The organism is Streptomyces sp. NPDC001204 (assembly GCF_053598035.1).
This window is the reverse complement of sequence record NZ_JBSFJL010000007.1, coordinates 181,305-204,763: the sequence shown is the minus strand read 5'-3', so window position 1 is coordinate 204,763 and position 23,459 is coordinate 181,305. Positions and strand designations below refer to the sequence as shown.

At 69.8% G+C, this 23,459-nt stretch carries 20 protein-coding genes and 1 pseudogene; 10 read left to right on the top strand and 11 right to left on the bottom strand.

Going from position 1 to position 23,459, the window contains the following annotated elements; genetic code table 11:
• Nucleotides 1–23: 23 nt before the first annotated feature.
• On the top strand, nt 24–1,019 hold the full coding sequence (locus tag ACWC91_RS12890; protein WP_225074621.1) for an aldo/keto reductase: 996 nt from the start codon (nt 24–26) through the stop codon (nt 1,017–1,019).
• Nucleotides 1,020–1,173: 154 nt separating this feature from the next.
• On the opposite strand, the gene thpR is transcribed toward ACWC91_RS12890, so the two are convergent.
• The 3 genes from thpR to ACWC91_RS12875 form a co-directional block, all read right to left on the bottom strand.
• On the bottom strand, nt 1,174–1,746 hold the full coding sequence (thpR, locus tag ACWC91_RS12885; protein ID WP_376503553.1) for an RNA 2',3'-cyclic phosphodiesterase: 573 nt from the start codon (nt 1,744–1,746) through the stop codon (nt 1,174–1,176).
• A gap of 168 nt (nt 1,747–1,914) precedes the next feature.
• Entirely contained in the window at nt 1,915–3,276 is a 1,362-nt protein-coding gene (locus tag ACWC91_RS12880; protein ID WP_225074619.1) for an MFS transporter, read from the bottom strand.
• A gap of 49 nt (nt 3,277–3,325) precedes the next feature.
• Nucleotides 3,326–3,763 (bottom strand): MarR family winged helix-turn-helix transcriptional regulator, encoded by a 438-nt coding sequence (locus tag ACWC91_RS12875; protein WP_100568981.1) that lies wholly within the window; start codon nt 3,761–3,763, stop codon nt 3,326–3,328.
• A gap of 153 nt (nt 3,764–3,916) precedes the next feature.
• Here ACWC91_RS12875 and ACWC91_RS12870 point away from each other — a divergent pair, with 153 nt between their 5' ends.
• Nucleotides 3,917–4,099, top strand: a complete 183-nt coding sequence (locus tag ACWC91_RS12870) for a ribbon-helix-helix protein, CopG family (protein ID WP_141360185.1) — start codon at nt 3,917–3,919, stop codon at nt 4,097–4,099.
• Between the two features lie 22 nt (nt 4,100–4,121).
• On the opposite strand, the gene ACWC91_RS12865 is transcribed toward ACWC91_RS12870, so the two are convergent.
• Nucleotides 4,122–5,573 carry an NCS2 family permease gene (locus tag ACWC91_RS12865; RefSeq protein ID WP_225074617.1) on the bottom strand — a complete coding sequence of 484 codons (1,452 nt, stop codon included), beginning with the start codon at nt 5,571–5,573 and terminating at the stop codon, nt 4,122–4,124.
• A 249-nt stretch (nt 5,574–5,822) separates the two neighbouring features.
• Between ACWC91_RS12865 and ACWC91_RS12860 the strand changes: the two genes are divergently transcribed.
• A complete protein-coding gene (locus ACWC91_RS12860) occupies nt 5,823–6,107 on the top strand; it encodes a DUF2530 domain-containing protein (protein ID WP_376503550.1) in 285 nt (94 codons plus the stop codon).
• Nucleotides 6,108–6,197: 90 nt separating this feature from the next.
• Here ACWC91_RS12860 and ACWC91_RS12855 read toward each other — a convergent pair whose 3' ends face one another.
• From ACWC91_RS12855 to ACWC91_RS12845, 3 genes are all read right to left on the bottom strand, one after another.
• On the bottom strand, nt 6,198–7,139 hold the full coding sequence (locus ACWC91_RS12855; RefSeq protein ID WP_225074889.1) for a sugar kinase: 942 nt from the start codon (nt 7,137–7,139) through the stop codon (nt 6,198–6,200).
• A 5-nt stretch (nt 7,140–7,144) separates the two neighbouring features.
• The gene (locus ACWC91_RS12850) at nt 7,145–7,795 is read right to left on the bottom strand and encodes a bifunctional 4-hydroxy-2-oxoglutarate aldolase/2-dehydro-3-deoxy-phosphogluconate aldolase (RefSeq protein ID WP_450640342.1); all 651 of its coding nucleotides are present in this window, start codon (nt 7,793–7,795) and stop codon (nt 7,145–7,147) included.
• Between the two features lie 163 nt (nt 7,796–7,958).
• A complete protein-coding gene (locus ACWC91_RS12845) occupies nt 7,959–8,750 on the bottom strand; it encodes an IclR family transcriptional regulator (protein WP_225074614.1) in 792 nt (263 codons plus the stop codon).
• A 452-nt stretch (nt 8,751–9,202) separates the two neighbouring features.
• Here ACWC91_RS12845 and ACWC91_RS12840 point away from each other — a divergent pair, with 452 nt between their 5' ends.
• Complete coding sequence (locus ACWC91_RS12840) at nt 9,203–11,599, top strand: cation-translocating P-type ATPase (RefSeq protein ID WP_450640340.1); 2,397 nt, start codon at nt 9,203–9,205, stop codon at nt 11,597–11,599.
• Nucleotides 11,600–11,613: 14 nt separating this feature from the next.
• Here the strand turns inward: ACWC91_RS12840 and ACWC91_RS12835 are convergent, their stop codons facing one another.
• The 4 genes and pseudogenes from ACWC91_RS12835 to ACWC91_RS12820 form a co-directional block, all read right to left on the bottom strand.
• Nucleotides 11,614–12,546, bottom strand: coding sequence for a hypothetical protein (locus ACWC91_RS12835; RefSeq protein WP_225074612.1), 933 nt, complete (start codon nt 12,544–12,546; stop codon nt 11,614–11,616).
• A 232-nt stretch (nt 12,547–12,778) separates the two neighbouring features.
• Complete coding sequence (locus ACWC91_RS12830; RefSeq protein ID WP_450640338.1) at nt 12,779–13,561, bottom strand: DUF5707 domain-containing protein; 783 nt, start codon at nt 13,559–13,561, stop codon at nt 12,779–12,781.
• Nucleotides 13,562–13,786: 225 nt separating this feature from the next.
• Nucleotides 13,787–14,232: pseudogene (locus ACWC91_RS12825) on the bottom strand (calcium-binding protein); the annotation flags it as partial.
• Nucleotides 14,233–14,488: 256 nt separating this feature from the next.
• The gene (locus tag ACWC91_RS12820; RefSeq protein ID WP_450640336.1) at nt 14,489–15,955 is read right to left on the bottom strand and encodes a chlorohydrolase family protein; all 1,467 of its coding nucleotides are present in this window, start codon (nt 15,953–15,955) and stop codon (nt 14,489–14,491) included.
• A gap of 327 nt (nt 15,956–16,282) precedes the next feature.
• Here ACWC91_RS12820 and ACWC91_RS12815 point away from each other — a divergent pair, with 327 nt between their 5' ends.
• The 6 genes from ACWC91_RS12815 to ACWC91_RS12790 all read left to right on the top strand — a co-directional run bounded on the left by ACWC91_RS12815 (nt 16,283) and on the right by ACWC91_RS12790 (nt 23,449).
• The gene (locus ACWC91_RS12815) at nt 16,283–17,305 is read left to right on the top strand and encodes an ABC transporter permease (RefSeq protein ID WP_374113893.1); all 1,023 of its coding nucleotides are present in this window, start codon (nt 16,283–16,285) and stop codon (nt 17,303–17,305) included.
• Between the two features lie 64 nt (nt 17,306–17,369).
• Entirely contained in the window at nt 17,370–19,088 is a 1,719-nt protein-coding gene (locus ACWC91_RS12810; RefSeq protein ID WP_225074608.1) for an ABC transporter substrate-binding protein, read from the top strand.
• Nucleotides 19,089–19,147: 59 nt separating this feature from the next.
• The gene (locus tag ACWC91_RS12805; protein ID WP_225074607.1) at nt 19,148–20,149 is read left to right on the top strand and encodes an ABC transporter permease; all 1,002 of its coding nucleotides are present in this window, start codon (nt 19,148–19,150) and stop codon (nt 20,147–20,149) included.
• Nucleotides 20,149–21,174, top strand: coding sequence for an ABC transporter ATP-binding protein (locus tag ACWC91_RS12800; RefSeq protein WP_225074606.1), 1,026 nt, complete (start codon nt 20,149–20,151; stop codon nt 21,172–21,174). The genes ACWC91_RS12805 and ACWC91_RS12800 overlap by 1 nt, the downstream gene beginning before the upstream one ends.
• Nucleotides 21,171–22,232, top strand: a complete 1,062-nt coding sequence (locus ACWC91_RS12795) for an ABC transporter ATP-binding protein (RefSeq protein WP_450640334.1) — start codon at nt 21,171–21,173, stop codon at nt 22,230–22,232. Before ACWC91_RS12800 ends, ACWC91_RS12795 begins: the two co-directional genes overlap by 4 nt.
• 5 nt (nt 22,233–22,237) lie before the next feature.
• Nucleotides 22,238–23,449 carry an amidohydrolase gene (locus tag ACWC91_RS12790; RefSeq protein ID WP_450640333.1) on the top strand — a complete coding sequence of 404 codons (1,212 nt, stop codon included), beginning with the start codon at nt 22,238–22,240 and terminating at the stop codon, nt 23,447–23,449.
• The last annotated feature ends 10 nt before the right edge of the window (nt 23,450–23,459 follow it).

Sequence of the window (23,459 nt, the reverse complement as noted above, 5' to 3'; positions counted from 1 at the left end):
TCCAAGACGTTGGCTTGTGGACCATGAGGTACACACAGCTCGGACGCACAGGACTCAAGGTCAGCCGACTGGTGCTCGGCACGATGAACTTCGGTCCGCAGACCGACGAGGCGGACAGCCACGCGATCATGGACGCGGCGCTGGACGCGGGGATCAACTTCTTCGACACAGCCAACGTCTACGGCTGGGGCGAGAACAAGGGCCGCACCGAGTCGATCATCGGCAACTGGTTCGCCAAGGGCGGGGACCGGCGCGACAAGGTCGTCCTGGCCACCAAGGTCTACGGGAACATGTCCCCGGACAACTCCACCGTCTGGCCCAACCACGACAAGCTCTCCGCCCTGAACATCCGGCGGGCCGTCGACGCCAGCCTCAAGCGGCTGCAGACCGACCACATCGACGTCTACCAGTTCCACCACATCGACCGGGACACCCCCTTCGAGGAGATCTGGCAGGCCGTCGACGTACTGATCCAGCAGGGCAAGATCCTCTACGTCGGTTCCTCCAACTTCCCCGGCTACAAGATCGCCCAGGCCAACGAGATCGCCGCGCGGCGCTCCGGCACCATCGGGCTCGTCAGCGAGCAGTGCCTGTACAACCTCGCCGAGCGGCGCGCCGAGATGGAGGTGATCCCGGCCGCGCGGGACTACGGCCTCGGGGTCATCCCCTGGTCGCCGCTGCACGGCGGGCTGCTGGGCGGCGTGATCAAGAAGCAGGTCGAGGGCGGCCGGCGCGCTTCCGGCCGGTCCGCCGACGCGCTCGCCGACACCGCCGTGCGCGACCGGATCCAGGCGTACGAGGACCTGCTCGACAAGCACGGTCTGGAGCCCGGCGAGGTCGCACTGGCCTGGCTGCTCACCCGGCCCGGCGTGACCGGCCCGATCGTCGGTCCGCGCACCGCCGAGCAGCTCGCGTCGGCGCTGCGGGCGGTCGAGCTGGAGCTGAGCGAGGAACTGCTGGCCGGACTCGACGAGATCTTCCCGGGGCCGGGTCCGTCGCCGGAGGCCTTCGCCTGGTAGGCACCTCCCGCGCCGCCCGAGCGGCCGTACCGGCCCTGGCGTCCGTGCTCCGCGTCACCTGCCGAGCGCGGACGCCAGGGCGACGACGGCGAACATCAGCACAAGCGCACCGGCCATGATCCGGTTCCGGGTTTTCGGTTCCACGTACTCGAGACTAACCGGCCGCCCGCAGTGGCCAGCGGCCGACCGGCTCGTAGCGGGGCCGCTCACCCAGCACCCCGGACCTCGGCAGCAGGCTGCGCACGAGGACCAGCTCCTCCACGGTCCACGCATCGCTCGCGAAGTCCCGCAACGCCTGGACGTACGGCCGCACGTCCAGGCCGTCCCGGCTGCGCGCCACCGTCAGGTGGGCCTGGTAGGGGCGGTGCTCCCGCATCGGCACGCCCGCCTTCCGCGCCGCCGCGTCCGCGCGCTCGGCCAGCAGCCGCATGGTCGCGAGGTCGCCCTCCGCCCCCGTCCACAGCGCCTTGCCGCGCCCGAACTGACCTCCCCCGCGCAGCGCGAGCGGGAAGGCCCCGGTGCGGCGCGCGGCCCTCTCCAGACGGGCCGACAGCTCGGACACGACCTCCTCGCCGACCTCGCCGTAGAAGGCGAGTGTGAAGTGCCAGCCGGGCCGCTGCGTCCAGCGCAGCCGGTCCGCGCCCGGCAGCCTCCGCAGCCCGGCGATCTCGTCCGCGAGCGCGTTGAGCACGTCCCGCGGGGGCAGTACGGCGGCGAAAAGTCTCATGGGGCCAGTCTCCTGCCGCGCGCCGGACGTGACCTGGTCACCGTGCGTATCGTTGTACCGCGCGGCTGCATGCGATCGAGCAGCAGAGGGGCGGCGCAGTGCCGGTGGGCCTCGTCCGACGAGTTCCCCCGCGACTGACCCGCGCCCGGCGAACCGGCCGCCCTCGGCCTACGCCGCGGCGGCCAGCTCCTTCCGGTGCTCACGGGGGACCAGGTCCACGCGGGGGTGTCCGCGGTTCCAGCCGAACGACAGGCGCAGTCCGCCGACGCGGGCCAGGACCAGGCCGATGGTGGCGGCCGCGGCGAGCGAGACGACACCGCCCACGGCGAAGCCGACCCGGGCACCGTAGGCGTCGGTTATCCAGCCGACGAGGGGCGCGCCCAGCGGCGTACCGCCCATGAAGACCATCATGAACAGGGCCATCACCCGGCCGCGCATGGCCGGGTCGGTACCCATCTGCACCGCGGTGTTCGCCGTGACGTTGACCGTCAGGCCGAAGATCCCGATGGGCGCCATCAGCAGCGCGAACAGCCAGTACGACGGGGCCATCGCGGCGACGATCTCCAGCGCGCCGAAGGCCGCGGCGGCCGCGATGAGCACGCGCAGCCGGGCGGTGCCGCGACGGGCCGCGAGCAGGGCGCCGATCAGGGAGCCGACCGCCATCACGGTGTTGAAGAGGCTGTAGGCGCCGGCTCCGGCGTGGAAGACCTGCTCGGCGTAGGCCGACAGCCACACCGGGAAGTTGAAGCCGAAGGTGCCGATGAAGCCGACCAGGACGATCGGCCAGATCAGCTCGGGGCGGCCGGCGACGTAGCGCAGGCCCTCGCGGAGCTGGCCCTTGCCGCGCGGCGCGCGCTCGACGACGTGCAGTTCACGGGTGCGCATCAGCAGCAGGCCGACGATGGGGGCGACGAAGGACAGGCCGTTGGCGAGGAACGCCCAGCCGGTGCCCACGCCGGTGATCATCAAGCCCGCGACGGCGGGGCCGATCAGACGGGCGGACTGGAAGTTCGCGGAGTTCAGGCTGACCGCGTTCTGGAGCTGCTTCGGGCCGACCATCTCCGAGACGAAGGACTGGCGGGCCGGGTTGTCGACGACCGTGGCGAGGCCCACCGCGAACGCGGCGAGGTAGACGTGCCACACCTGGACCTGGCCGGTGAGGGTGAGCACGGCGAGCGCCAGGCCGGTGACGGCCATGGCCGACTGGGTGACGAGCAGCGTGGGCCGCTTGGGCAGGCGGTCGACGAGGACGCCGCCGTAGAGGCCGAAGAGCAGCATCGGCAGGAACTGGAGCGCCGTGGTGATGCCGACGGCGGCCGAGGAGCCGGTGAGGCTCAGGACCAGCCAGTCCTGCGCGATGCGCTGCATCCAGGTGCCGGTGTTGGAGACGACCTGGCCGAGGAAGAACAGGCGGTAGTTCCTGACCCTCAGCGAGCTGAACATCGAGGACTTGCGGGGGATGTCGGGGGCGGTTCGGGAATCGTGGGTGGTCGGTGCGGGGGCGGAGTCTGCTCCGGATCCCGTACTCAAAGGGGTTCGCCTCCTTGCCCGGCTGCTCACTCGCCGAGTGGTACGTGTATTACAGGTGTGCGAGCTTCTCCAGAACGGGGGCGGCGGCGCTCAGTTTGGCCCACTCGTCCTCGTCCAGACCCTCGACCAGACCGGCCAGGAAGGCGTTCCGCTTGCGGCGGCTCTCCTCCAGCATGGTTTCGGCCTGGGCGGTCCTCGTGACCACCTTCTGACGCCGGTCCTCGGGGTGCGGCTCCAGGCTGACCAGCCCCTTGGCCTCCAGCAGCGCCACGATGCGGGTCATCGACGGCGGCTGCACGTGCTCCTTGCGGGCGAGTTCGCCCGGTGTGGCGCTCCCGCAGTTGGACAGGGTGCCCAGCACCGACATCTCGGTGGGGCTCAGCGACTCGTCGACGCGCTGGTGCTTGAGCCGACGGGACAACCGCATCACGGCGGAGCGCAGGGAGTTCACGGCGGCAGCGTCGTCGCCATGGGTGAGGTCCGGCATGTTCTTTAGCGTAACTCATTACTCTCGCTAAATACCACCGCGAACACGCCCTGCGCCCGTGACTCCCGCCACTGAAGATCACATCACTCTTTCGGGTGATCCACACCCGAAACACCACGCCTCGCGCGGGAAAGTCCCGCGACCCTCGTGTCCATGGGGACCAGTGTGCTCAGCCTGCGCATGGACCACGAGCTGCTCGAACGGCTCAGGTGCCATGCCGCGAAAAGAGGAATGAGCGTCCAGGACTATGTCGTCCGGACGCTCATTCGGGATGACTTCGACGAGCGGTTCCAGGCCGCCGTCGAGGAGACGGAGAGGTTCTACGGGGTCACGTGACCCGCGCCGGACCCGGTTCGGATCAGGTCAGGCCGAGGGCCGGCATCAGGTAGTAGAAGGCGAAGACCGCCGCCACCACGTACATCGCCACCGGGATGTCCTTGCCGCGGCCGGCCGCCAGGCGCAGCACCACGAAGGTGATGAAGCCCATGCCGATGCCGTTGGTGATCGAGTAGGTGAACGGCATCATCACCATCGTCACGAAGGCCGGGATGGCGATCGTGTAGTCCGCCCAGTCGATCTCCTTGACCGAACCGGACAGGATCAGGAAGCCCACCGCGAGCAGGGCCGGGGTGGCCGCCTGGGACGGCACCATGGTGGCGATCGGGGTCAGGAACAGCGCCACCGCGAACAGGGCACCGGTGACGACGTTGGCGAAGCCGGTCCTGGCGCCCTCGCCGACGCCCGCCGTCGACTCCACGAAGCAGGTGGTGGCGGAGGAGGAGCTGGCGCCACCGGCGGCGACCGCGATGCCGTCGACGAAGAGGACCTTGTTGATGCCGGGCATCTGCCCCTGGGCGTCGGTCAGCTTCGCCTCGTCGCTGATGCCCATGATCGTGCCCATGGCGTCGAAGAAGGTCGACAGCAGCACGGTGAAGACGAAGAGGACGCCGGTGAGCACGCCGACCTTCTCGAAGCCGCCGAACAGGCTGACCTTGCCCAGCAGGCCGAAGTCGGGCGTGGACACCGGGCTGCCCGGCCACTTCGGGGTGGTCAGACCCCAGGACGGCACCTTGGCGACGGAGTTGATCACGACCGCGAGCACGGTCATCGCGATGATCGAGATCAGGATCGCGCCGGGCACCTTGCGCAGGATCAGCGCCAGCGTGAGCAGCGCGCCCAGGATGAAGACGAGAACCGGCCAGCCGTTGAGGTGACCGTCGGCGCCGAGCTGGAGCGGGACGGTGGTGTGGGCGGCGTCCGGGATACGGGAGACGAAACCGGAGTCGACGAGCCCGATCAGCATGATGAACAGGCCGATACCGATGGCGATGCCCTTGCGCAGGCCGAGCGGCACGGCGTTCATCACGCGCTCACGCAGTCCGGTGGCGACCAGCAGCATCACCACGAAGCCGGCGAGGACGACCATGCCCATGGCGTCCGGCCACGACATGCGCGGCGCCAGCTGGAGCGCGACGACCGTGTTGACGCCGAGACCGGCGGCGAGCGCGATCGGCACATTGCCGATGACACCCATGAGGAGCGTGGTGAACGCGGCGGTCACGACGGTGGCGGTGACCAGCTGGCCGTTGTCGAGCTGGTGCCCGTACATGTCCTTCGCGCTGCCCAGGATGATCGGGTTCAGCACGATGATGTAGGCCATCGCGAAGAAGGTGGCGAAACCGCCGCGGACCTCCCGGGACAGGGTGCTGCCCCGCTCGGAGATCTTGAAGTAGCGGTCGAGAGCGCCGTACGGGGGCGGCGTTCCCGGCTGCTCGGGGGCGGAAGCCTTGGCGGTGGCCGAGGTGGACATGCGGGTGACCTCAAGGGTGCGGGTGGGTACGGAGTTCCGAGCCGGACCGAGGACCGAACCAAACCGACGACCAACAGGTTCCCCCAGGTCCCTGTCGCGACCCTGTTTGGTGATTCCTACGAAGAGAAGTGGCCAGACGCGAACTGTTTCAGTATGAACATATGAAGCCGAAAAGACCATCTCCGCGCGTAGACAACGACCCTGCCTGGGACGGGACGCTTCTCACCCCGGCCCCGTAAGCTGATCCCCATGGCGAAGTGGACCCCCAAGCACGAGGCGCCGGAGCCCCTGGAGGGCCCCGTGGTCGCCACCATCACCGGCGGCACGATCGTGTGGTTCGTCCTCTTCCTGGTCCAGCTCCCCTTCTACGGCTGGTTCCACGACCACGGCCACACCTGGTGGCTGTGGACCTGCCTGGCCGGCGGCGGCCTGGGCCTGATCGGCATCTGGTACGTCCGCAAGCGGGACGCCGCCATCAAGCGGGCGGCGGCGGAGCGGTCGGGGCTGCCGCAGGAGCCGACGTCCGCGGAATAGGCGCCCCCGCGCACCCGACGTGAGCCGGGAGCGGACCGGGGCAGGGCGCGCCTGCCCCGGCCGAAGGCCCCCGGACCGGGGCCGACCGCGTCAGCGGACGACGTCGGTGCCGTGGGCGGCGTCGTCGATCTCGGCCGCGAACGGAGCGCCCTCCCAGTCACCGCCGACGGTGACGGCACGGGCTCCGCACAGACCGGCGATCCGAAGGCGCTCGGCCGCGTCCTCTCCGGCGAGCACCGCGCTGAGGTAGCCGGCGGCGAACGCGTCTCCGGCGCCCACCGGGTCGACCACGGCGACCGGCTGGGGCCGCTGCCGGTGGAGGACCCCGTCGACGCACGCGACGCTGCCGGCGGAGCCGAGCTTGATCACGACCTGGCCGGGACCGAGTTCGGCGATGGCCCCGGCCTGCCCCTCGGGGTCCTTCTCGTCGGTGAACAGCAGGGCTTCCTCGCTGGTCGCGAAGAAGATGTCGGCCTTGCCGAGCAGATGGCCGAGGACCGGGCGGGCCCGGTCCTGCGGCCACAGCCGGGAGCGGAAGTTGACGTCGAAGGAGACGGTGACACCGTGCTCCCCGGCGATGGTGACGGCCCTGCGCACCGCGTCGGACGCGGACGCGCTCAAGGCCGGCGTGATGCCGGTGACATGCAGGATCCTCGCACCGGCGATCACGGCCTCGTCGAGATCGGCGGGCGCGAGACGGGAACCGGCGCTGTGCGTGCGGTAGTAGCTGACCTGCACCCGGCCCGAGGCCTGGCGGGTCTTCAGCATCAGGCCGGTCGGCGCGGGATCGCGCACGATCGAGGTCGAGACGGCCTCGGCGCGCAGTTCCCGGGCGATGAGCTCGCCGACCTCGTCCGTGCCCAGCCGGCCGATCCAGTGCGCGGCGTGGCCGAGCCGGGCCAGCCCTATGGCCACATTGCTCTCTGCGCCGCCGAAGCCGAGCCGCAGGGTCGGCTGCCGGATCAGCGGCACGTTCGCCGACTGGGTGAGCAGCCCGATGGACTCGCCCAGGGTGACGACTTCGGGACCCATCGCGCTCACACCGCTTCCTCGATCGACTTGAACAGGGTGGCCGCGCGCCGGTCGATCACCGATACGTCGCCGTCGCGCAGCGCGCTGCCGGTGAGCGCGCCGCCCAGGCTGACCGCGACCGCCCCGGCGGCCACGTACGAGCCGGCCGTCTCCACGGTGATCCCTCCCGAAGGGACGAACGGGATGCCGGGGAACGGTTCGCGCAGGCTGCGCAGGTGGCCGGGGCCGCCAGTGGCGGCGGGGAAGATCTTCACGGCGTCCGCGCCGAGGGCGTGGGCCCGCATCACCTCCGACGGCGTCCAGGCGCCGACGATGCTCGGCACCCGGTGTGCGGACGCGATCCGGGGCAGCTCGTCCACCAGGCCGGGAGACACGGCGAACCCGGCTCCGGCGTCGATCGCGGCGCGGACGAGGGCGGCGTCGGTGAGGGTGCCGGCGCCGATCACCGCGTCGGCCGAGAACTGCCGGACGGTCCGTTCCAGGACCGCCGGGAAATCCGGGGTGGTGGCGGTCAGTTCGATCGTTCGCACTCCGGCGCGTATGAGCGCGGCCACGGTGGTCGCGAGGTGCTCGGTCGTCGCGGGACGCAGGACGGCCACGACACGGGTCTCGGTCAGGGCCACGGGCAGGGGCAGGGGGGCCGCCGATTGGGCCACGGAACAGCTCCTTCTCACAACAGGGTGCTGGCGGCGGGCTGCCTGGTCGCCTTCGACGAGGCAGGACACGCCGTTGGTCGGGTGTGGTCAGCGGGACCCGGTCGGGCCTCTGCCGCGCCGCGCGAGCGGGCTCCGGCCGGGCCCGTCCCCGGGGGGGCCGTGGTCATCCGCGGCCTCCCCATCGCTGCGAGATGTCGCGGGCCGCCGCTCTCACCAGGGGCACCACCTGCGAGAGGCGCTCCGGTGGCATGCGTTCCTCGGGAGCCGATACGCTGATCGCATGGGTCGCGGCCCCGGTCACGTCGAAGACCGGGGCGGCGACGCAGCGCACCCCCGCCTCGTTCTCGACGTCGTCGATCGCCCAGCCGCGGGCACGGGACCTGGCGAGCTCGGCGCGCAGCGCGTCGCCGTCGGTGATGGTGTTCCCGGTGCGCGGGGCCATGCCCGCCGCGATCACCGCGTCGACCACGGCGTCGTCGGCGTAGGCGAGCATGGCCTTGCCGACGCTGGTGCAGTACGCCGACTGGGTGCTGCCGACCCGCGAGGCCATCCGCACGGGAAGCGGGCTGTCGACCTTGTCGACGTAGACCACGTGCGGGAAGTCCGCCGTGACCAGGTGAACGGTCTCGCTCGTCGCCTCCGACAGGCCCTTCAGCACGTCGCGGGTGTCGCGGTGCGGGTCGTTCCCGGCCAGGTACACCTGGCCGAGCTGGGCGTTGCGCCAGCCGAGCCGGTACGCGCCGCTCGGCAGGACCTGGACGAAGCGGGCGTCGACGAGCGGTTGGAGCAGCCGCAGCACCGTGGACTTGCTCAGGCCCTGCTGTGCGGCCAGCTCGGTGAGCGTGCAGCCGCGGCCCTCGACGTCGTCACCGAGCCTGATGAGGATCCCGAGCGCCCGGCGCAGCGAGGCCGAGTTGTTGCGTGCGCCGGGGGTGGGGGCGAGCCGGTCGGTCAAGACGAGCCTCCTCGTCGAATCGCGCGGCCGGCCGTGGCGCTGCGCAGGTGGCCGTCGCGGACCGCGACATCCGCCACGCGGGGTCGCCCGGAGCCGCCGTCGACCACCGTCCCGCCACAAAGAACCAGGTCCGGGGGTGGCTCTGAGGTCGCGTCAGTCATCGTCACCTCGGAAGGCCGGCCGTCGGCTCATGGGTGTCCTCCCCTTTCGCTCGGCCTGCGGGTCTTGCGCCGATTACGCCGGGCATTGTATTCATGCCCCGTGCATTGCAAGACCAAGTTCTGCATTGCAAAACGCAAGGTGGGTCGGCTGTTCCCGGGGCGCGCGCCCCGGGGACGGCCGACCCGTCGTGCACCGTCCGTACGACCGCCGTACGAGACCTCTCCTCCCCAGGTCGGATCTTCCGCCTCCTCGACGAGTAAAGCCGCACAACCGCACGTACCGTCGAATGCATGACGCACATCGACGCGGGCGCAGAGCTTGACCCGGTGCACCCCGTGCCCATCCCGGCCGTCCGGCCGAACGGACTCACCTCGGCCGAGGTCGCGGAGCGCATCGCCCGCGGCGAGATCAACGACGTGCCGGTGCGCAGCAGCCGGTCCCTCCCCGACATCGTCCGCGCCAACGTCTTCACCCGGTTCAACGCGATCATCGGCGTCCTGTGGGTGATCACCCTGTTCGCCGCCCCGATCCAGGACAGCCTGTTCGGCTTCGTGATCATCGCCAACACGGGCATCGGCATCATCCAGGAGTGGCGGGCGAAGAAGACCCTCGACTCGCTCGCCGTCATAGGCGAGGCCCGCCCCACCGTGCGCCGCGACGACACCGCCGTCGAGATCGCCACCTCCGAGATCGTCCTCGGCGACCTCATCGAGATCGGCCCCGGCGACAAGGTCGTCGTCGACGGAACCTGTGTCGAGACCGACGGTCTGGAGATCGACGAGTCCCTGCTCACCGGCGAGGCCGACCCCGTCGTCAAGCGGCCCGGCGACCGTGTGATGTCCGGCAGCTTCGTCGTCGCCGGCGGCGGCGCCTTCCAGGCGACCAGGGTCGGCCGCGGCGCCTACGCCGCCCAGCTCGCCGAAGAGGCCTCCCGCTTCACGCTCGTCCACTCCGAGCTGCGCACCGGCATCTCCACCATCCTCAAGTACGTGACCTGGATGATGGTCCCGACCGCGATCGGCCTGGTCATCAGCCAGCTCGTGGTGAAGAACAACGACCTCAAGGAGTCCGTCGCCCGCACCATCGGCGGCATCGTCCCCATGGTCCCCGAGGGACTGGTCCTGCTCACCTCCGTCGCCTTCGCCATCGGCGTGATCCGGCTGGGCCGCAAGCAGTGCCTCGTGCAGGAGCTGCCCGCCATCGAGGGACTCGCCCGCGTCGACACGGTCTGCCTGGACAAGACCGGCACCCTCACCGAGGGCGGCATGGACGTCACCGAGCTGCGATCGCTGGACGGCTACGACGAGTCGTACGTGCGCAAGGTCCTCGGCGCGCTCGGCGAGTCCGACCCGCGCCCCAACGCCTCCCTCCAGGCGATCATCTCCGCCTACCCGGACAGCGAGGAGTGGCGCTGCGTGGAGTCGCTGCCCTTCTCCTCGGCCCGCAAGTACAGCGGCGCCAGCTTCAGCGAGGGCGACGGCGATTCCAGTACGTGGCTGCTGGGCGCCCCGGACGTGCTGCTGCCCGCCGAGGCCCCCGCCCTGGCCGAGACCGGGCGGCTGAACGAGCAGGGCCTGCGCGTGCTGCTGCTCGCCCGCGCCGCCCGCGACCTGGACGACCCGGAGGTGGCCCGGACCGTCCGGCCCGCCGCGCTCGTCGTGCTGGAGCAGCGGCTGCGGCCCGACGCCGCCGACACCCTGCGCTATTTCGCCGAGCAGGACGTCCGCGCCAAGGTCATCTCCGGCGACAACGCGGTGTCCGTCGGCGCGGTCGCCGCGAAGGTCGGGCTCGACGGCACGGCCGTGGACGCCCGCCGGCTGCCCGCCGAGCGGGACGAGATGGCCCGGGACGTGGACGAGGGCACGGTGTTCGGGCGGGTCACCCCGCAGCAGAAGCGGGACATGGTGGGCGCGCTCCAGTCACGCGGGCACACGGTCGCGATGACCGGCGACGGCGTGAACGACGTGCTGGCGCTGAAGGACGCCGACATCGGCGTGGCGATGGGCTCGGGCTCGGAGGCCACCCGGGCGGTCGCGCAGATCGTGCTGCTGAACAACAGCTTCGCCGTCCTGCCGTCCGTGGTCGCCGAGGGGCGTCGGGTGATCGGCAACATCACCCGGGTCGCGACCCTGTTCCTGGTGAAGACGGTCTACTCGGTGCTGCTGGCGGTGCTGGTGGTCTGCTCGCAGGTGGAGTATCCGTTCCTGCCCCGCCACCTGACCCTGCTGTCCACGCTGACCATCGGCGTCCCGGCCTTCTTCCTGGCCCTCGCCCCGAACACGGAACGGGCCCGGCCCCACTTCGTACGGCGGGTCATGCGCTACGCGGTACCGGGCGGGGTGGTGGCCGCCGTGGCGACCTTCGTGACGTATCTGGTCGCCCGCCACCACTACACGGGCCCGGGCGCCCTGGACGCGGAGACCAGCGCGGCCACGCTGACGCTGTTCCTGGTCTCGATGTGGGTCCTGGCGATCGTCGCCCGCCCCTACACCTGGTGGCGGATCGCGCTGGTGGCCTCGATGGGCGCGGCGTTCCTCGTCGTCCTGGCCGTGCCCGCGCTCCAGGACTTCTTCGCCCTGAAGCTGGAGGGCACGGCCATGCCGTGGCTCGCGGTGGGCATCGCGGTGGTGACGGCGGCCGTCCTGGAGTTCCTGTGGAAATGGACCGGCCGCCGCTTTCCCGTCTAGCCGGGAGGCGTGGCTTACTTCTTCACGCGGACCAGGTCACCCGGGGCGTTCACCGCCGGGGTGTTGGAGGTGCCCGCGAAGCTGAAGCGGTAGTAGCCGTCGACGGTGGCCTTCACGGTGGTCTTGAGGGCGCCCGTGGAGTTCGTCTTGACGGTCTTCAGCGTCTTGTAGGTGGTGGTGCCCTTCTTGCGGAACTGCAGCTTCACCGCCTGACCGGTGTAGCCCGAGTACTTGCCGCTCTCCCAGTTGGCCCGCGACAGCTTCCCGGTCACGGTGACGCTCTTGCCCTTCTTCACCGGCTTGGGCTTGGCGCTGGTGGTCAGCTTGGAGTTGCGCTGCACCAGCGTGGTGCCGAGGCCGCCCTTCTCGGCGACACCGATCTTGCTGAGATCGATGTCGTCGGACTCGAGGTCCTGGCCGTTGTACGCGACGGCCACGGCGCCCGCGCGCCAGGAACCGGCGTCGGCGTTCCGCAGGTCCCCGTCAGCCGGGTAGATGTCGATCTTGCCCTTGCAGTTGGCCGTGGTCTGCGAGGTGACGGAGCAGCTGCCCGGGTTGTCGCCGAAGATCACGTTCTGCGGCCGGTCGAAGGAGCCCTTGTAGAGGAACGGGCCGGTGAAGAAGTCCTTGGCGCGCACGTCCACGTCGGCGCCGAACTTCATGGTGTAGGTGATCGTGGTGGCCACGTGGCCGGCGGTGCCGACCTTGAGGGCCTTGGCGACCTTGAGGTTGGAGAAGGTGACGTCCAGGTCGTACGGCATGCCCTCGTCGTCGGCGACGCGGGCGCTGATCCCGGCCTTGGCGGTCGAGGGCGCCTGGGCGGCCTGGAAGACCTTCGCGATGTCCGCGCGGTAGGTGGAGGGACCGGCGGCGTGCGCGGCGGGCACGGCGAGGGCGGAGAGGGCCAGGGCGCCGGACACGGCGGCCACGGTGGCTCGTATACGCATGCGTTTCCCTCGATGGAGAAAGGGGGCCGGCGCCAGCCGTTCCTCGCGGTTCGTCCTCGGCGCCGGGCCCAATGATCGTGGAGTCTGTCTGACTCACATGATGAGATCCCTGATCCGTGAAGAAGGTTGCGCGGAAATCTGGATTTCCTGTGAGTGGCCTGTATGTGCCCGACGAGCGCCCGGTCCACGAAGCCGGCCCGGGAGAGTCCGGGCCGGCCACCCGGCGAGCGGGTTACTTCGTCACGCGGACCAGGTCGCCCGGGGCGTTGACCGCCGGGGTGTTGGAGGTGCCCGCGAAGCTGAAGCGGTAGTAGCCGTCAGCGGTGGCCTTCACGGTGGTCTTGAGGGCGCCCGTGGAGTTCGTCTTGACGGTCTTCAGCGTCTTGTAGGTGGTGGTGCCCTTCTTACGGAACTGCAGCTTCACCGCCTGACCGGTGTAGCCCGAGTACTTGCCGCTCTCCCAGTCGGCCCGGGTCAGCTTCCCGCTGACGGTGACGCTCTTGCCCTTCTTCACCGGCTTGGGCTTGGCGCTGGTGGTCAGCTTGGACAGGCGCTGGACGCTGAAGCTCTTGGCGTTGTCCTTCTGGAGGTAGTCGCCGTCCTTGGCGGCGGCCACGGCCCACACCTTCCAGGTGCCGGCGACCTTGTTGATGAGGTTGTACTGCGGCTGGAGGGTGAAGGTGGAGGTGCACTTCGACGTCGTCGCGTCCACCTTGGTGCACTTGGCGGTGCCGTCGCTGCTGTTGGCCAGCGCCCCGCTGTCGGCCTTGTCGACGTTCGGGCCGTGGAACAGGATCAACTGTGCCCAGTCGATGCCGGAGTCGTCCGTGGCGGTGAACGTGACGGTGACGTTCTTGGCGGCAGTGGCACCGACCACGACCGGCTTGCCGCCGTTCACCACGACGTTGGAGATCTTGGTGTCTCCGGACACGTCGTCGGCCTGGGCGGCCGGAACGGCGAGGGCGGTCAGGGCGAGTGCGCCGGCCGCGACGGCCACAGTGGCTCGTATACGCATGCGTTCCCCAGGTGGAGAAAGGGGCCGCGCCGGTCGTTCCTCACGGTTCGTCCTCGGCGCCGGGCCCAATGATCGTGGAGTCTGTCTGACTCGCATGATCAGATCCCTGATCCATGAGGAAGGTTGCACGGAAATCTGGATTTTCTGCGCTCGGCGTGGCGGCGGCCGTCCCGGGGGAAGTGGTCGACCGCCGCTCTGCCGCGCCGGGCCAGACCCGGTACCGCCCTACTTCACGTCGACGAAGTCGGCCTTGGAGTCGACCGCCGAGGTGGCCGAGTTGCCCGCGAAGGAGTAGCGGAAGTAGCCGTCGGCCGTGGCCTTGGTCGTGGTCTTCAGCTTGCCCTTGGAGTCCGTCTTGATGGTCTTCAGCGTCTTGTAGGTGCTGGAGCCCTTCTTGCGGAACTGCAGCTTCACCGGCTGTGAGGCGTAGCCGCCGTACTTCAGCGTCTCCCAGTTGGCCCGGGTGAGCGTGCCCGTGACGGTGATGGTCTTGCCCTTCTTCACCGGCTCCGGCGCGGCGTCGCCGTGAGCTTGGCGGCGCGCTGGAAGAGGAAGGAACCGGCCTTCTCCTTCCAGATGTAGTCGCCGTCCTTGGCGTCGATCCACGCGTCGACGTACCACCGGCCGGCGTTGTTGTTGCTGAGGAAGTCGACCTTCGGGTCGACCTTCAATGCCCGAGTTGTCCGTCGCCGTGACGCTGACCTTGATCGTCTTGGCTGGGCGACACCAAGATCACCAAGGTCGTCGTCGACGGCGACAACAAGGTGGCCATCTCGACATCCGGGCTGCTCGCTGGAGGGGCCTGGCTACGGCTTCGCCACGACCGGCAAGCCCACCTGCACCGTCGTCAACGCCACCACCTCGACCTGCACCGCGGATATGCGGGGGGATGTGTGGAGGCCGGTCGAACCGGAGGCGCCGCGCCGCTCAACTCCGCGGGAATACCGGCGGAAAGAGTTCCTCCACCGTGCGCCGGCGATGGTCGCGCTCCGGGTAGGCCGCGCGCATCATGTCGAACAACTGCCGTCCGGATCGCCTCAGTTCGGTGAGATCGACGCCGGGGATCGAGCCGTCGCGCATGACCACCCTGCCCGCGACCATCGTCAGGACCGCTTCGCGGGCGGTGCCGTTGAGCACCAGGGTGCGCAGCGGGTCCTCGGTGACGCCCATACGGAAGTCGTCCAGAGCGAACGCCGACAGGTCGGCCGTGGCCCCCGCGGCCAGCCGGCCGAGATCCGGCCGGTGCAGCGCGGTCGCCCCACCGGTCCACAGCGCGTCGAAGTAGCCGGTGAGGTGCCCCTGGCCCAGGTCGCCGGCCTGGAGCTTGGCCACCTGGGTGCCCACGTCGATTCCCCGGATCAGGTCCGGCGGGAAGGAGTCGGTGCCCAGGCAGAGGTTCACCCCCCGCGCCCGGTAGCCGGCGAACGTGTGCAGGTTGTGGGCATATCGGGCGTTCGTCAGCGGGCAGTGCACGATCGAGACGCCCGCGTCGGCCAGCACCGCGACATCTCCGGTGTCCGTGCCGAGCACCTCGGGGTGCACGTCCAGCACCACCCCATGAGGAACGATCAGCCGGTCGGACAACAGCCCGGAGTCGGCGATCAGTTGCAGCGGGGTGCGGCCGTAGGCGCGCTGGACGTAGTCACGCTCCGACATGCCCTGCAGAGCGTGCAGGCGCACCAGCGCGCCGCGCTCGCGCGCGGCCCGGGCGACGTCGCCGAGCAGTTCGGGGAGCAGGGTCTCGATCCGGCAGGGCAGCAGCACCCCGGTCACCAGGGGATCGGCGAGCCGGGCGGTGTGGTCCAGGAAACGCAGCGCCTCGGCCAGACCACGCCGGCCGGCCTCCTCGTCGAACATCACGGTCCGCTCGCCGTCGGCGCCGATCACGTTCACCCCGGACCGGAACGACGGCCCGAGGAAGCCCCGCAGACCCAGCCGCGACGACACCTCGGCCATCGCCACGAAGTCCTCGTAGGTCTCCGCCCAGTCGCTGTGCACCTCCGAGGCGATCGGCATGTAACTGGTGATGCCGTGCAGGGCGAGCTGGACCAGCGCGTACTCGCGTACCGCGCGGCGTTGCGCGGCGTCGAACACCGCCCGGGGCGCGGCGAAGTACTCGGCCGACCAGGTGAAGCCGGACGCCAGATCCGGGGACGCCCAGGAGTCCAGGATCAGATGGTCGATGTCGGTGAGGGCGTCCAGGTCGATCAGACCGGGGGTGACCACCGCGTCACCGAGGTCGATGCGCACGTCGGCCTGCCGCCGGTCGAGTCCGGCGCGATCACCCACATCGACGATGGTGTCGCCGTCGATCAGCACGGCGCCGTCCGGCACCTCCACGTGCGAGCGTCCGTCGTGGGCGATCACCCAGGAAGCAGTGACCAGGGTCTTCATCGAGCGCCTTCCAGATTTGGTACACCAACTGACTGAAACGGTCACCCCGCCCCCGGGAACGGTCCATGCTTCCCCGGGCCCAGTAACGACCGGACAAGGCTCGCGCAAACTTTTACACAAGCCGGAAACTGCGTCCTACAAGGGCTGATGTCCCGGCAATGACGATGCGCCGGGTCGCCGTCGACCCTAGTAGAAATCGCGATTCTTGGTATACCGTTTCGGCCACCTCCCCGCCCCTCGAGCACCAAAGGATCGGACGTGCCGGATCCGCATGAGCCGCCGAGCCCGCCGCGCCACGCCGACGCGCCGAAGCCCACTGATGGGCAGGTGGCCACTCTTCCTCCACCGCAATCCGCGACCGCAGCCGCAACCGCCGAGCGCGGGCCCGCCGCGGAGATCGCCACCGCGCGGTCGCTGCTGGGCACGGCGTGGCTCCGGATACGGCGCAGCCGGATCGCCATCGCCGCCCTGATCGTGGTGGTCCTCATGGTGCTGTTCGCGGTCCTGGCCCCGGTGTTGACGGCCATCGAAGGATCGGACCCGTTCACCTCCCGGACGGGACCGGACTTCCTGGACTCCTTCTACGCGCCGGGCCTGCCGCTGCCGTACTACCGCTTCCCCTCCAGCGAGCACTGGCTCGGCCTCGAACCGGGGCTCGGGCGCGACATCTTCGCCCGGATGGCCTACGGCGCGAGGATCTCCCTGACCATCGCGCTGCTGTCCACGGTGGTGTCGGTGGTCCTGGGCACCGTGCTCGGCGCCGCCGCCGGATACTTCGGCGGCAAGATCGACATGGTGATCAGCCGGGTGATGGACCTGTTCCTGGCCTTCCCCCACCTGCTGCTGGTGCTGTCGCTGACCCCGATCATGCAGTCCCGGCTGCGTGGCACCGCCCTCGACTCGGGAAGCCTGGTACCGATCGCCTCACTGGTGATCATCCTCGGCTTCTTCGGCTGGGCCTATCTGGCCCGAGTCGTGCGGGGCCAGGTGCTCTCGATCAGGGAGCAGGAGTTCGTCGAGGCCGCACAGGCCTACGGGGCCTCGCACCGGAGCATCATCCTGCGGCAGATCATCCCGAACGTCATGGGCGTCGTGCTGGTCTACGCGACCATGATGATCCCCACCAACATCACCGCGGAGGCGGCCCTGTCCTTCCTCGGGGTCGGGGTCAAGGACCCCACACCCTCCTGGGGCCAGATGCTCAACGCGGCCCAGGCAGGCAACTGGTACCTGTCCGACCCGTGGTTCCTCGCCGTCCCGGCGGGAGCACTGGTGATCACCGTGCTCGCGTTCAACCTGCTCGGCGACGCGGTCCGGGACGCGCTGGACCCCAGGTCCTCCCGAAGCTGATCTCCCCCGACGCGCCGTCCTCCCCCGACGCGCGCCATCCCTTCCTTACCCTCAAGGAGACGCAGTGAAACGAAGCACCATGGCGGCGATCGCCCTGACGGTGAGTGCGGGGCTGACCCTGACCGCCTGCGGCGGATCCAAGCCCGCCCCCGGTTCCGGCTCCGGTCCCAGAGCCGACGCCTACGCTCCGGTCGAGATCGGGAAGGGCTACACCACCAAGGGCGGGAACATCAACGTCCTGATGTCCTCGGACTTCCAGACGCTGGACCCCGGCAACAGCAACTACGTGCAGACCGCCAACGTGGGGCAGCTGTACTACCGCACCCTGACCATGGCCAAGGAGACCGCCGGCCAGCCGCCGACCATCGTGCCGGACCTCGCCACCGATCTGGGCAAGCCCTCCGCCGACGGCCTCACCTGGACCTACACCCTGAAGAAGGGGCTGAAGTTCGAGGACGGCACGCCGATCACCAGCAAGGACATCAAGTACGGAGTCGAGCGCACCTACGCCCGCGACGTCTACACCCAGGCGCCGCAGGAACTGAACGCCGCCCTGGCCGACGACAGTTACAAGGGCCCGTACTCCGGGGGCGACTTCAAGGCGATCGACACCCCGGACGACCGCACCGTCGTCTTCCACCTCAAGCAGCCGTTCGCCGAGTTCCCCGCCCTGGTCTCCCGGTCGAACACGGCGCCGGTGCCGAAGGCCAAGGACACCAAGCTCGACTACACCAACCACCCCGTCTCGTCGGGCCCGTACAAGATCCAGTCGTACGACCGCGGCCGTTCGATGAAGCTCGTCCGCAACGACCAGTGGAACCCGGCCACCGACCCGAACCGGACCGCCCTGCCGGACACGTTCACCTTCACCCTGTCCACCGCCCAGGCGACCATCAGCCAGCAGCTGCTCGCCGACTCGGACCCGACGGCCGTCACCTTGGACAGCAACGGCGGTCTGCAGGCGTCCGACGCCGCCAAGCTCAACGCGGCCGACGTCAAGAAGCGCACCGCGGGCGGCCTGCTGGGCTGCACGGACGTGCTGGACTTCAACACCGAGACGATCAAGGACCCCGACGTCCGCAAGGCTCTCGCGCTGTCCATCGACCGGAGCGCCGTCCAGGTGCAGTACGGCGGCGAGCGGTTCGGCAAACTGACCCAGTCGTACATCAACTCGGCCCAGCGGGGATACGTCGAGCAGCACACCGACCTCGACCCGACGGGCAAGCCCAAGCTGGACGAGGCCAAGAAGCTCCTGGCGGGCAAGACGTACCCCAAGAAGCTGGTGTACGGCTACGCCGACGCCAACCCCCGGTACAAGAACGTCGGCACCGTGCTGCAGCAGAACTTCAAGCAGCTCGGCATAGACCTGCAGCTGCGCCCGATCCCGACCGCCAACTACTACACCGTACTGGCCGGTGACCAGATGCCGGACATCGCCCGCAGCGGCTGGTGCGGCGGCGCGGACAGCGGTTCGGTGCGCACCACCGTCGACCCGAACCTGGGCCCGAGCGTGGACGGCAAGACCTTCGGCTTCTCCAACATCCCGCGCTACTACGACCCGAAGATCTCCCGCGCGATGTACGAGCTGCGCGGCACCAACGGGTCCAGCGAGGAACTCGGCAAGAAGTGGGCGACCCTGTTCGACCAGGCCATGCAGAGCTACCCCCTGGTTCCGCTGGTGCGCAGCTACACCAGCAGCGTGGTCGGCTCCAAGGTCCGCAACGCGCAGGTGGGCTACTTCTTCGGCGGCATCGACCTGTCCATCATCGGCGTCCAGCACTGAGACCCCGTCACAAAAGAGGTAGAAACGGTGAGTCCATCCCGAGCCGACGGGTCGCGCCCATGACCAGATTCCTGACGCGGCGATTCGTCGCGATGATCCTGCTGTTGTTCGTCATCAGCTTCGTGACGTTCAGCCTGTTCCAACTGGGCCCGGCGGACCCGGCCGCGGCGGCCTGCGGTCAGGAGTGCACTCCGCAGCGCATCGCCGAGGCCCGGGTCGCGCTCGGGATGGACAAGCCCTTCCTCACCCAGTACTTCGACTACATGTCGGGCCTGGTCGGCAGCCGCACGGTCGGCGCGCCGGGCAGCGAGGCGCTGTGCTCCTGGCCGTGTCTGGGCAAGTCGTTCCAGACCAACGAGGACGTCACCGCGATCATCGGGCGGGCCCTGCCCTACACCCTGTCGGTGGCCAGCGGCGCGATCGTGCTGTGGAGCGTCGTCGGCGTCGGTCTCGGCCTGCTGGCGGCGCTGCGCAAGGGCCGGTTCACCGACAAGCTCATCGTCGGCGCCGCCTCGGTCGGGGTGTCCCTGCCCATCCCGGTGACCGGCCTGCTGCTGCTGCTGTTCTTCGTCAGCACGGTGCACCTGCTGCCGTTCACCACCAACGCGATCACCTCACCGTTCGGCGCCGCGGGTCCGGGCGGCTGGTTCCTGAACTACCTGCTGCCCTGGGTGGCGCTGGCGGTGCTGTTCAGCGCGCAGTACATCAGGGTCACCCGCGGCAACATGCTGGAGACCTTCGGCGAGGACTTCATGCGCACCGCGCGCTCGAAGGGCCTGTCCCGGCGGATCATCGTGTTCAAGCACGGTGCGCGGGCCGGCATCACTCCGGTGGTCACCATGCTCGGTCTTGACATCGGCACCCTGCTGGGCGGCGCCGTGCTCACCGAGCAGATCTTCTCGGTGCCGGGCGTCGGATTCACCGCGGTGCACGCCGCCCAGGCCGGCGACCTTCCGGTCACCATGGCCATCACCATGATGGCCGCGTTCTTCATCATCGTCGCCAACGTCGTGGTCGACGCCACCTACGCCGTGATCGACCCGCGAGTGAGGGTTGCCTGATGACCACGCCCAAAGCCGCGCCCAAAGCCGCGCCCATGCTGGACATCCGCGATCTGCGGGTGAGCTTTCCGACCGACGACGGCGTGGTGCACGCGGTCAACGGGATGGACCTGACCCTGGCGCGCGGGGAAACCGTCGGCATCGTCGGCGAATCCGGCTCCGGCAAGACCGTCACGAGCCAGGCGCTGATGGGGCTGCTCAAGGACACCTCCGCCACGGTCACCGGGCAGATCCTCCTGGACGGGAAGGACCTCAACCCGCTGACCGAGGCGCAGATGCGCGCCTACCGCGGCAAGAAGATCGCGATGATCTTCCAGGACCCGCTGTCGGCGATGCACCCGTTCTATCCCGTCGGGGCGCAGATCGCCGAGGCCTACCGGGTGCACAACGCCGTGTCCAAGAAGGCCGCGGCGGCGGTCGCCGTCGACATGCTCGGCCGGGTCGGGATTCCCGACCCCAGGCGCCGTTACTCGGCGTACCCGCACGAGTTCTCCGGCGGCATGCGGCAACGCGCGATGATCGCCATGGCGCTGGTCTGCGAACCCGAGCTGCTGATCGCCGACGAGCCCACCACCGCGCTCGACGTCACCGTGCAGGCCCAGATCCTCGATCTGCTGAACGAGCTCCAGGCCGAGACCGGGTCCTCGGTGATCCTGGTGACCCACGACCTCGGCGTGGTCGCCGAGGTCTGCCACCAGGTCGTGGTGATGTACGGCGGGGTGTGCGTGGAGCAGGCGACCGTCGCCGACCTGTTCAGCGAGCCGCGGCACCCCTACACCCAGGGGCTGCTCGCTTCCATGCCGTCGCTGGCGGGGAGGTCCGAGCGGCTCAGCCCGATCCCGGGCTTCCCGCCGTCGCTGCTGGCCCTGCCCGAGGGCTGCCTGTTCGCGGACCGCTGCCCGAAGACGCACCTGGTGCCCGACGGCGCCTGCGGCACCCACAGGCCGACGCTGACCGGCCCTGCCGGGCACCCGTCGCGGTGCCATCTTCAGACCCTGGAACCGGCCGGAGAGGTGGTCCGATGACGCCGCTGCTGGAGGTCACCGACCTCACCAAACACTTCCCGATCCGTTCCGGCGCCTTCCGGTCCGCCGGCGGCGTGATCAAAGCCGTCGACGGGGTCGGTTTCTCGGTCGAGGCCGGGCAGACCCTGGGGCTGGTGGGAGAGTCCGGCTGCGGCAAGTCGACCACCGGCCGGCTGCTCATGCGACTCCTGGAGCCCTCGTCCGGGAGCATCAGGCTCGACGGCCGGGAGATCTCCGAACTGCGCCGGTCGGACCTCCAGGAGTACCGGCGCCGGGTGCAGATGGTGTTCCAGAACCCGTCGTCCTCGCTCAACCCGCGCCAGTCCGTGGGCAGTGCGATCGCCGCACCGCTGCTGGCCCAGCGCATCACGCCGCCCGGCGGCGTCAAGGCGAAGGTGCGGGACCTCATGGACCGGGTGGGTCTGCGGCCCGACCACTACAACCGCTTCCCGCACGAGTTCTCCGGCGGCCAGAAGCAGCGCGTGGGCATCGCCCGCGCGCTCGCCCTGGACCCGCAGCTGATCATCTGCGACGAACCGGTGTCCGCGCTGGACGTCTCGGTGCAGGCCCAGGTGATCAATCTGCTGGAGGACATCCAGCGGGACACCGGGGTGGCGTATCTCTTCATCGCCCACGACCTGTCCGTGGTCAAGCACTTCGCCGACCGCATCGCGGTCATGTACCTGGGCCGGATCATGGAACAGGGCGACACCGAAGAGGTGTTCGGCGCTCCGCGGCACCCGTACACGCGGGCGCTGCTGTCCGCCGTCCCGCAACCTGACCCGGCGGCCGACCGCAGCGGGCGGATCCGGCTGTCCGGCGACCTGCCCAGCCCGGCCGACCCGCCGCGCGGCTGCGTCTTCCAGTCCCGTTGTCCGGTGCATCCGCGGCTGGACCCGCGGCGCCGGGAGCTGTGCACCGGCAGCGTGCCGAGCGGCGACATCGCCTGCCATCACACCGACGTCGCCGCCGAGGCCCTGGCCGCGACGCCCGGGGGAATCGTGCCGCGTCCTGTGAACCGCCGTACCGCGCGACAGAACCGCGCAACAGAGAGGTGACAACCGTGTTGATCCGTGACGTCCGCCCGTGGGGTGGCGAGCGCAGCGACGTCGAGCTGTCCGGCGATCGCATCGCGGCGATCCGCCCGCACGACCCGTCAGCGCGGCCGGCCGGTGAGGTGGTGGAGGGTCGCGGCCGGCTGTTGCTGCCGTCGTTCAGCGACGTGCACGTGCACCTGGACTCCACCCGGATCGGCCTGCCGTTCCGGCCGCACACCGGCGGCCCGGGAGTCTGGACGATGATGCTCAACGACCGGCGGAACTGGCGTACCGCGGAGGTTCCCCTCGAGGAGCGGGTGGCCGGCACGCTGGAGCGGATGATCGCCCGCGGAACCACCCGGGTGCGGTCGTACGCCCAGGTGGACGTGGACTGCAAGCTGGAGAAGTTCGATGCCGTGGTGGCCGCCAAGGAGCGGTTCGCCGGGCGGGCCGACGTCCAGATCATGACGTTCCCGCAGGCGGGCATCCTCCGCGAGAAGGGCACCGTCGACTACCTGGAGGCCTCGCTGAAGTCGGGCGCCGAGGTGATCGGCGGCATCGATCCCTGTTCCCTCGACCGGGATCCCAAGGGGCACCTGGACGTCGTGTTCGGGCTGGCCGAGAAGTACCAGGTCGAGGTGGACATCCATCTGCACGAGCCGGGTCATCTCGGGGTGTTCTCCACCGATCTGGTGCTGGAGCGCACCCGGGCGCTGGGCATGCAGGGCAAGGTCACGATGTCCCACGCCTACGAGCTGGGTTCGATCTCCGAATCGGTGAGCCGCCGCATCATCGACGACTTCGCCGAGCTGGACGTCGCGATGGCCACCGTGGCGCCGCCGGACCGCGGGCAGCTGTCGCTGGTGGCGCTGACCGAGGCGGGCGTCCGGGTGGGTCTGGGCGAGGACGGGCAGCGCGACTACTGGAGCCCCTACGGCAACTGCGACATGCTCGACCGCACCTGGCAGCTCGCCTTCACCAACAACTTCCGCCGTGACGAGCTGATCGAGATGTCGCTGGCGGTCGCGACCGTCGGCGGCGCCTCGATCATGAGCCACGACGTCGCCCGGCCGGCCGGGGTCGCCGACCGGCCCGGTCTGGCCGTCGGCGACCGTGCCGACCTGCTGCTGGTCGACGGCGAGACGCCGGCCAGCGCGGTGATGGACCGCGGCACCGACCGCACCGTCCTGCACGACGGCGCCGTCGTCGCCGACCAGCTGGCCCTCGTCCGCCGCTGAGCCCGCGCAC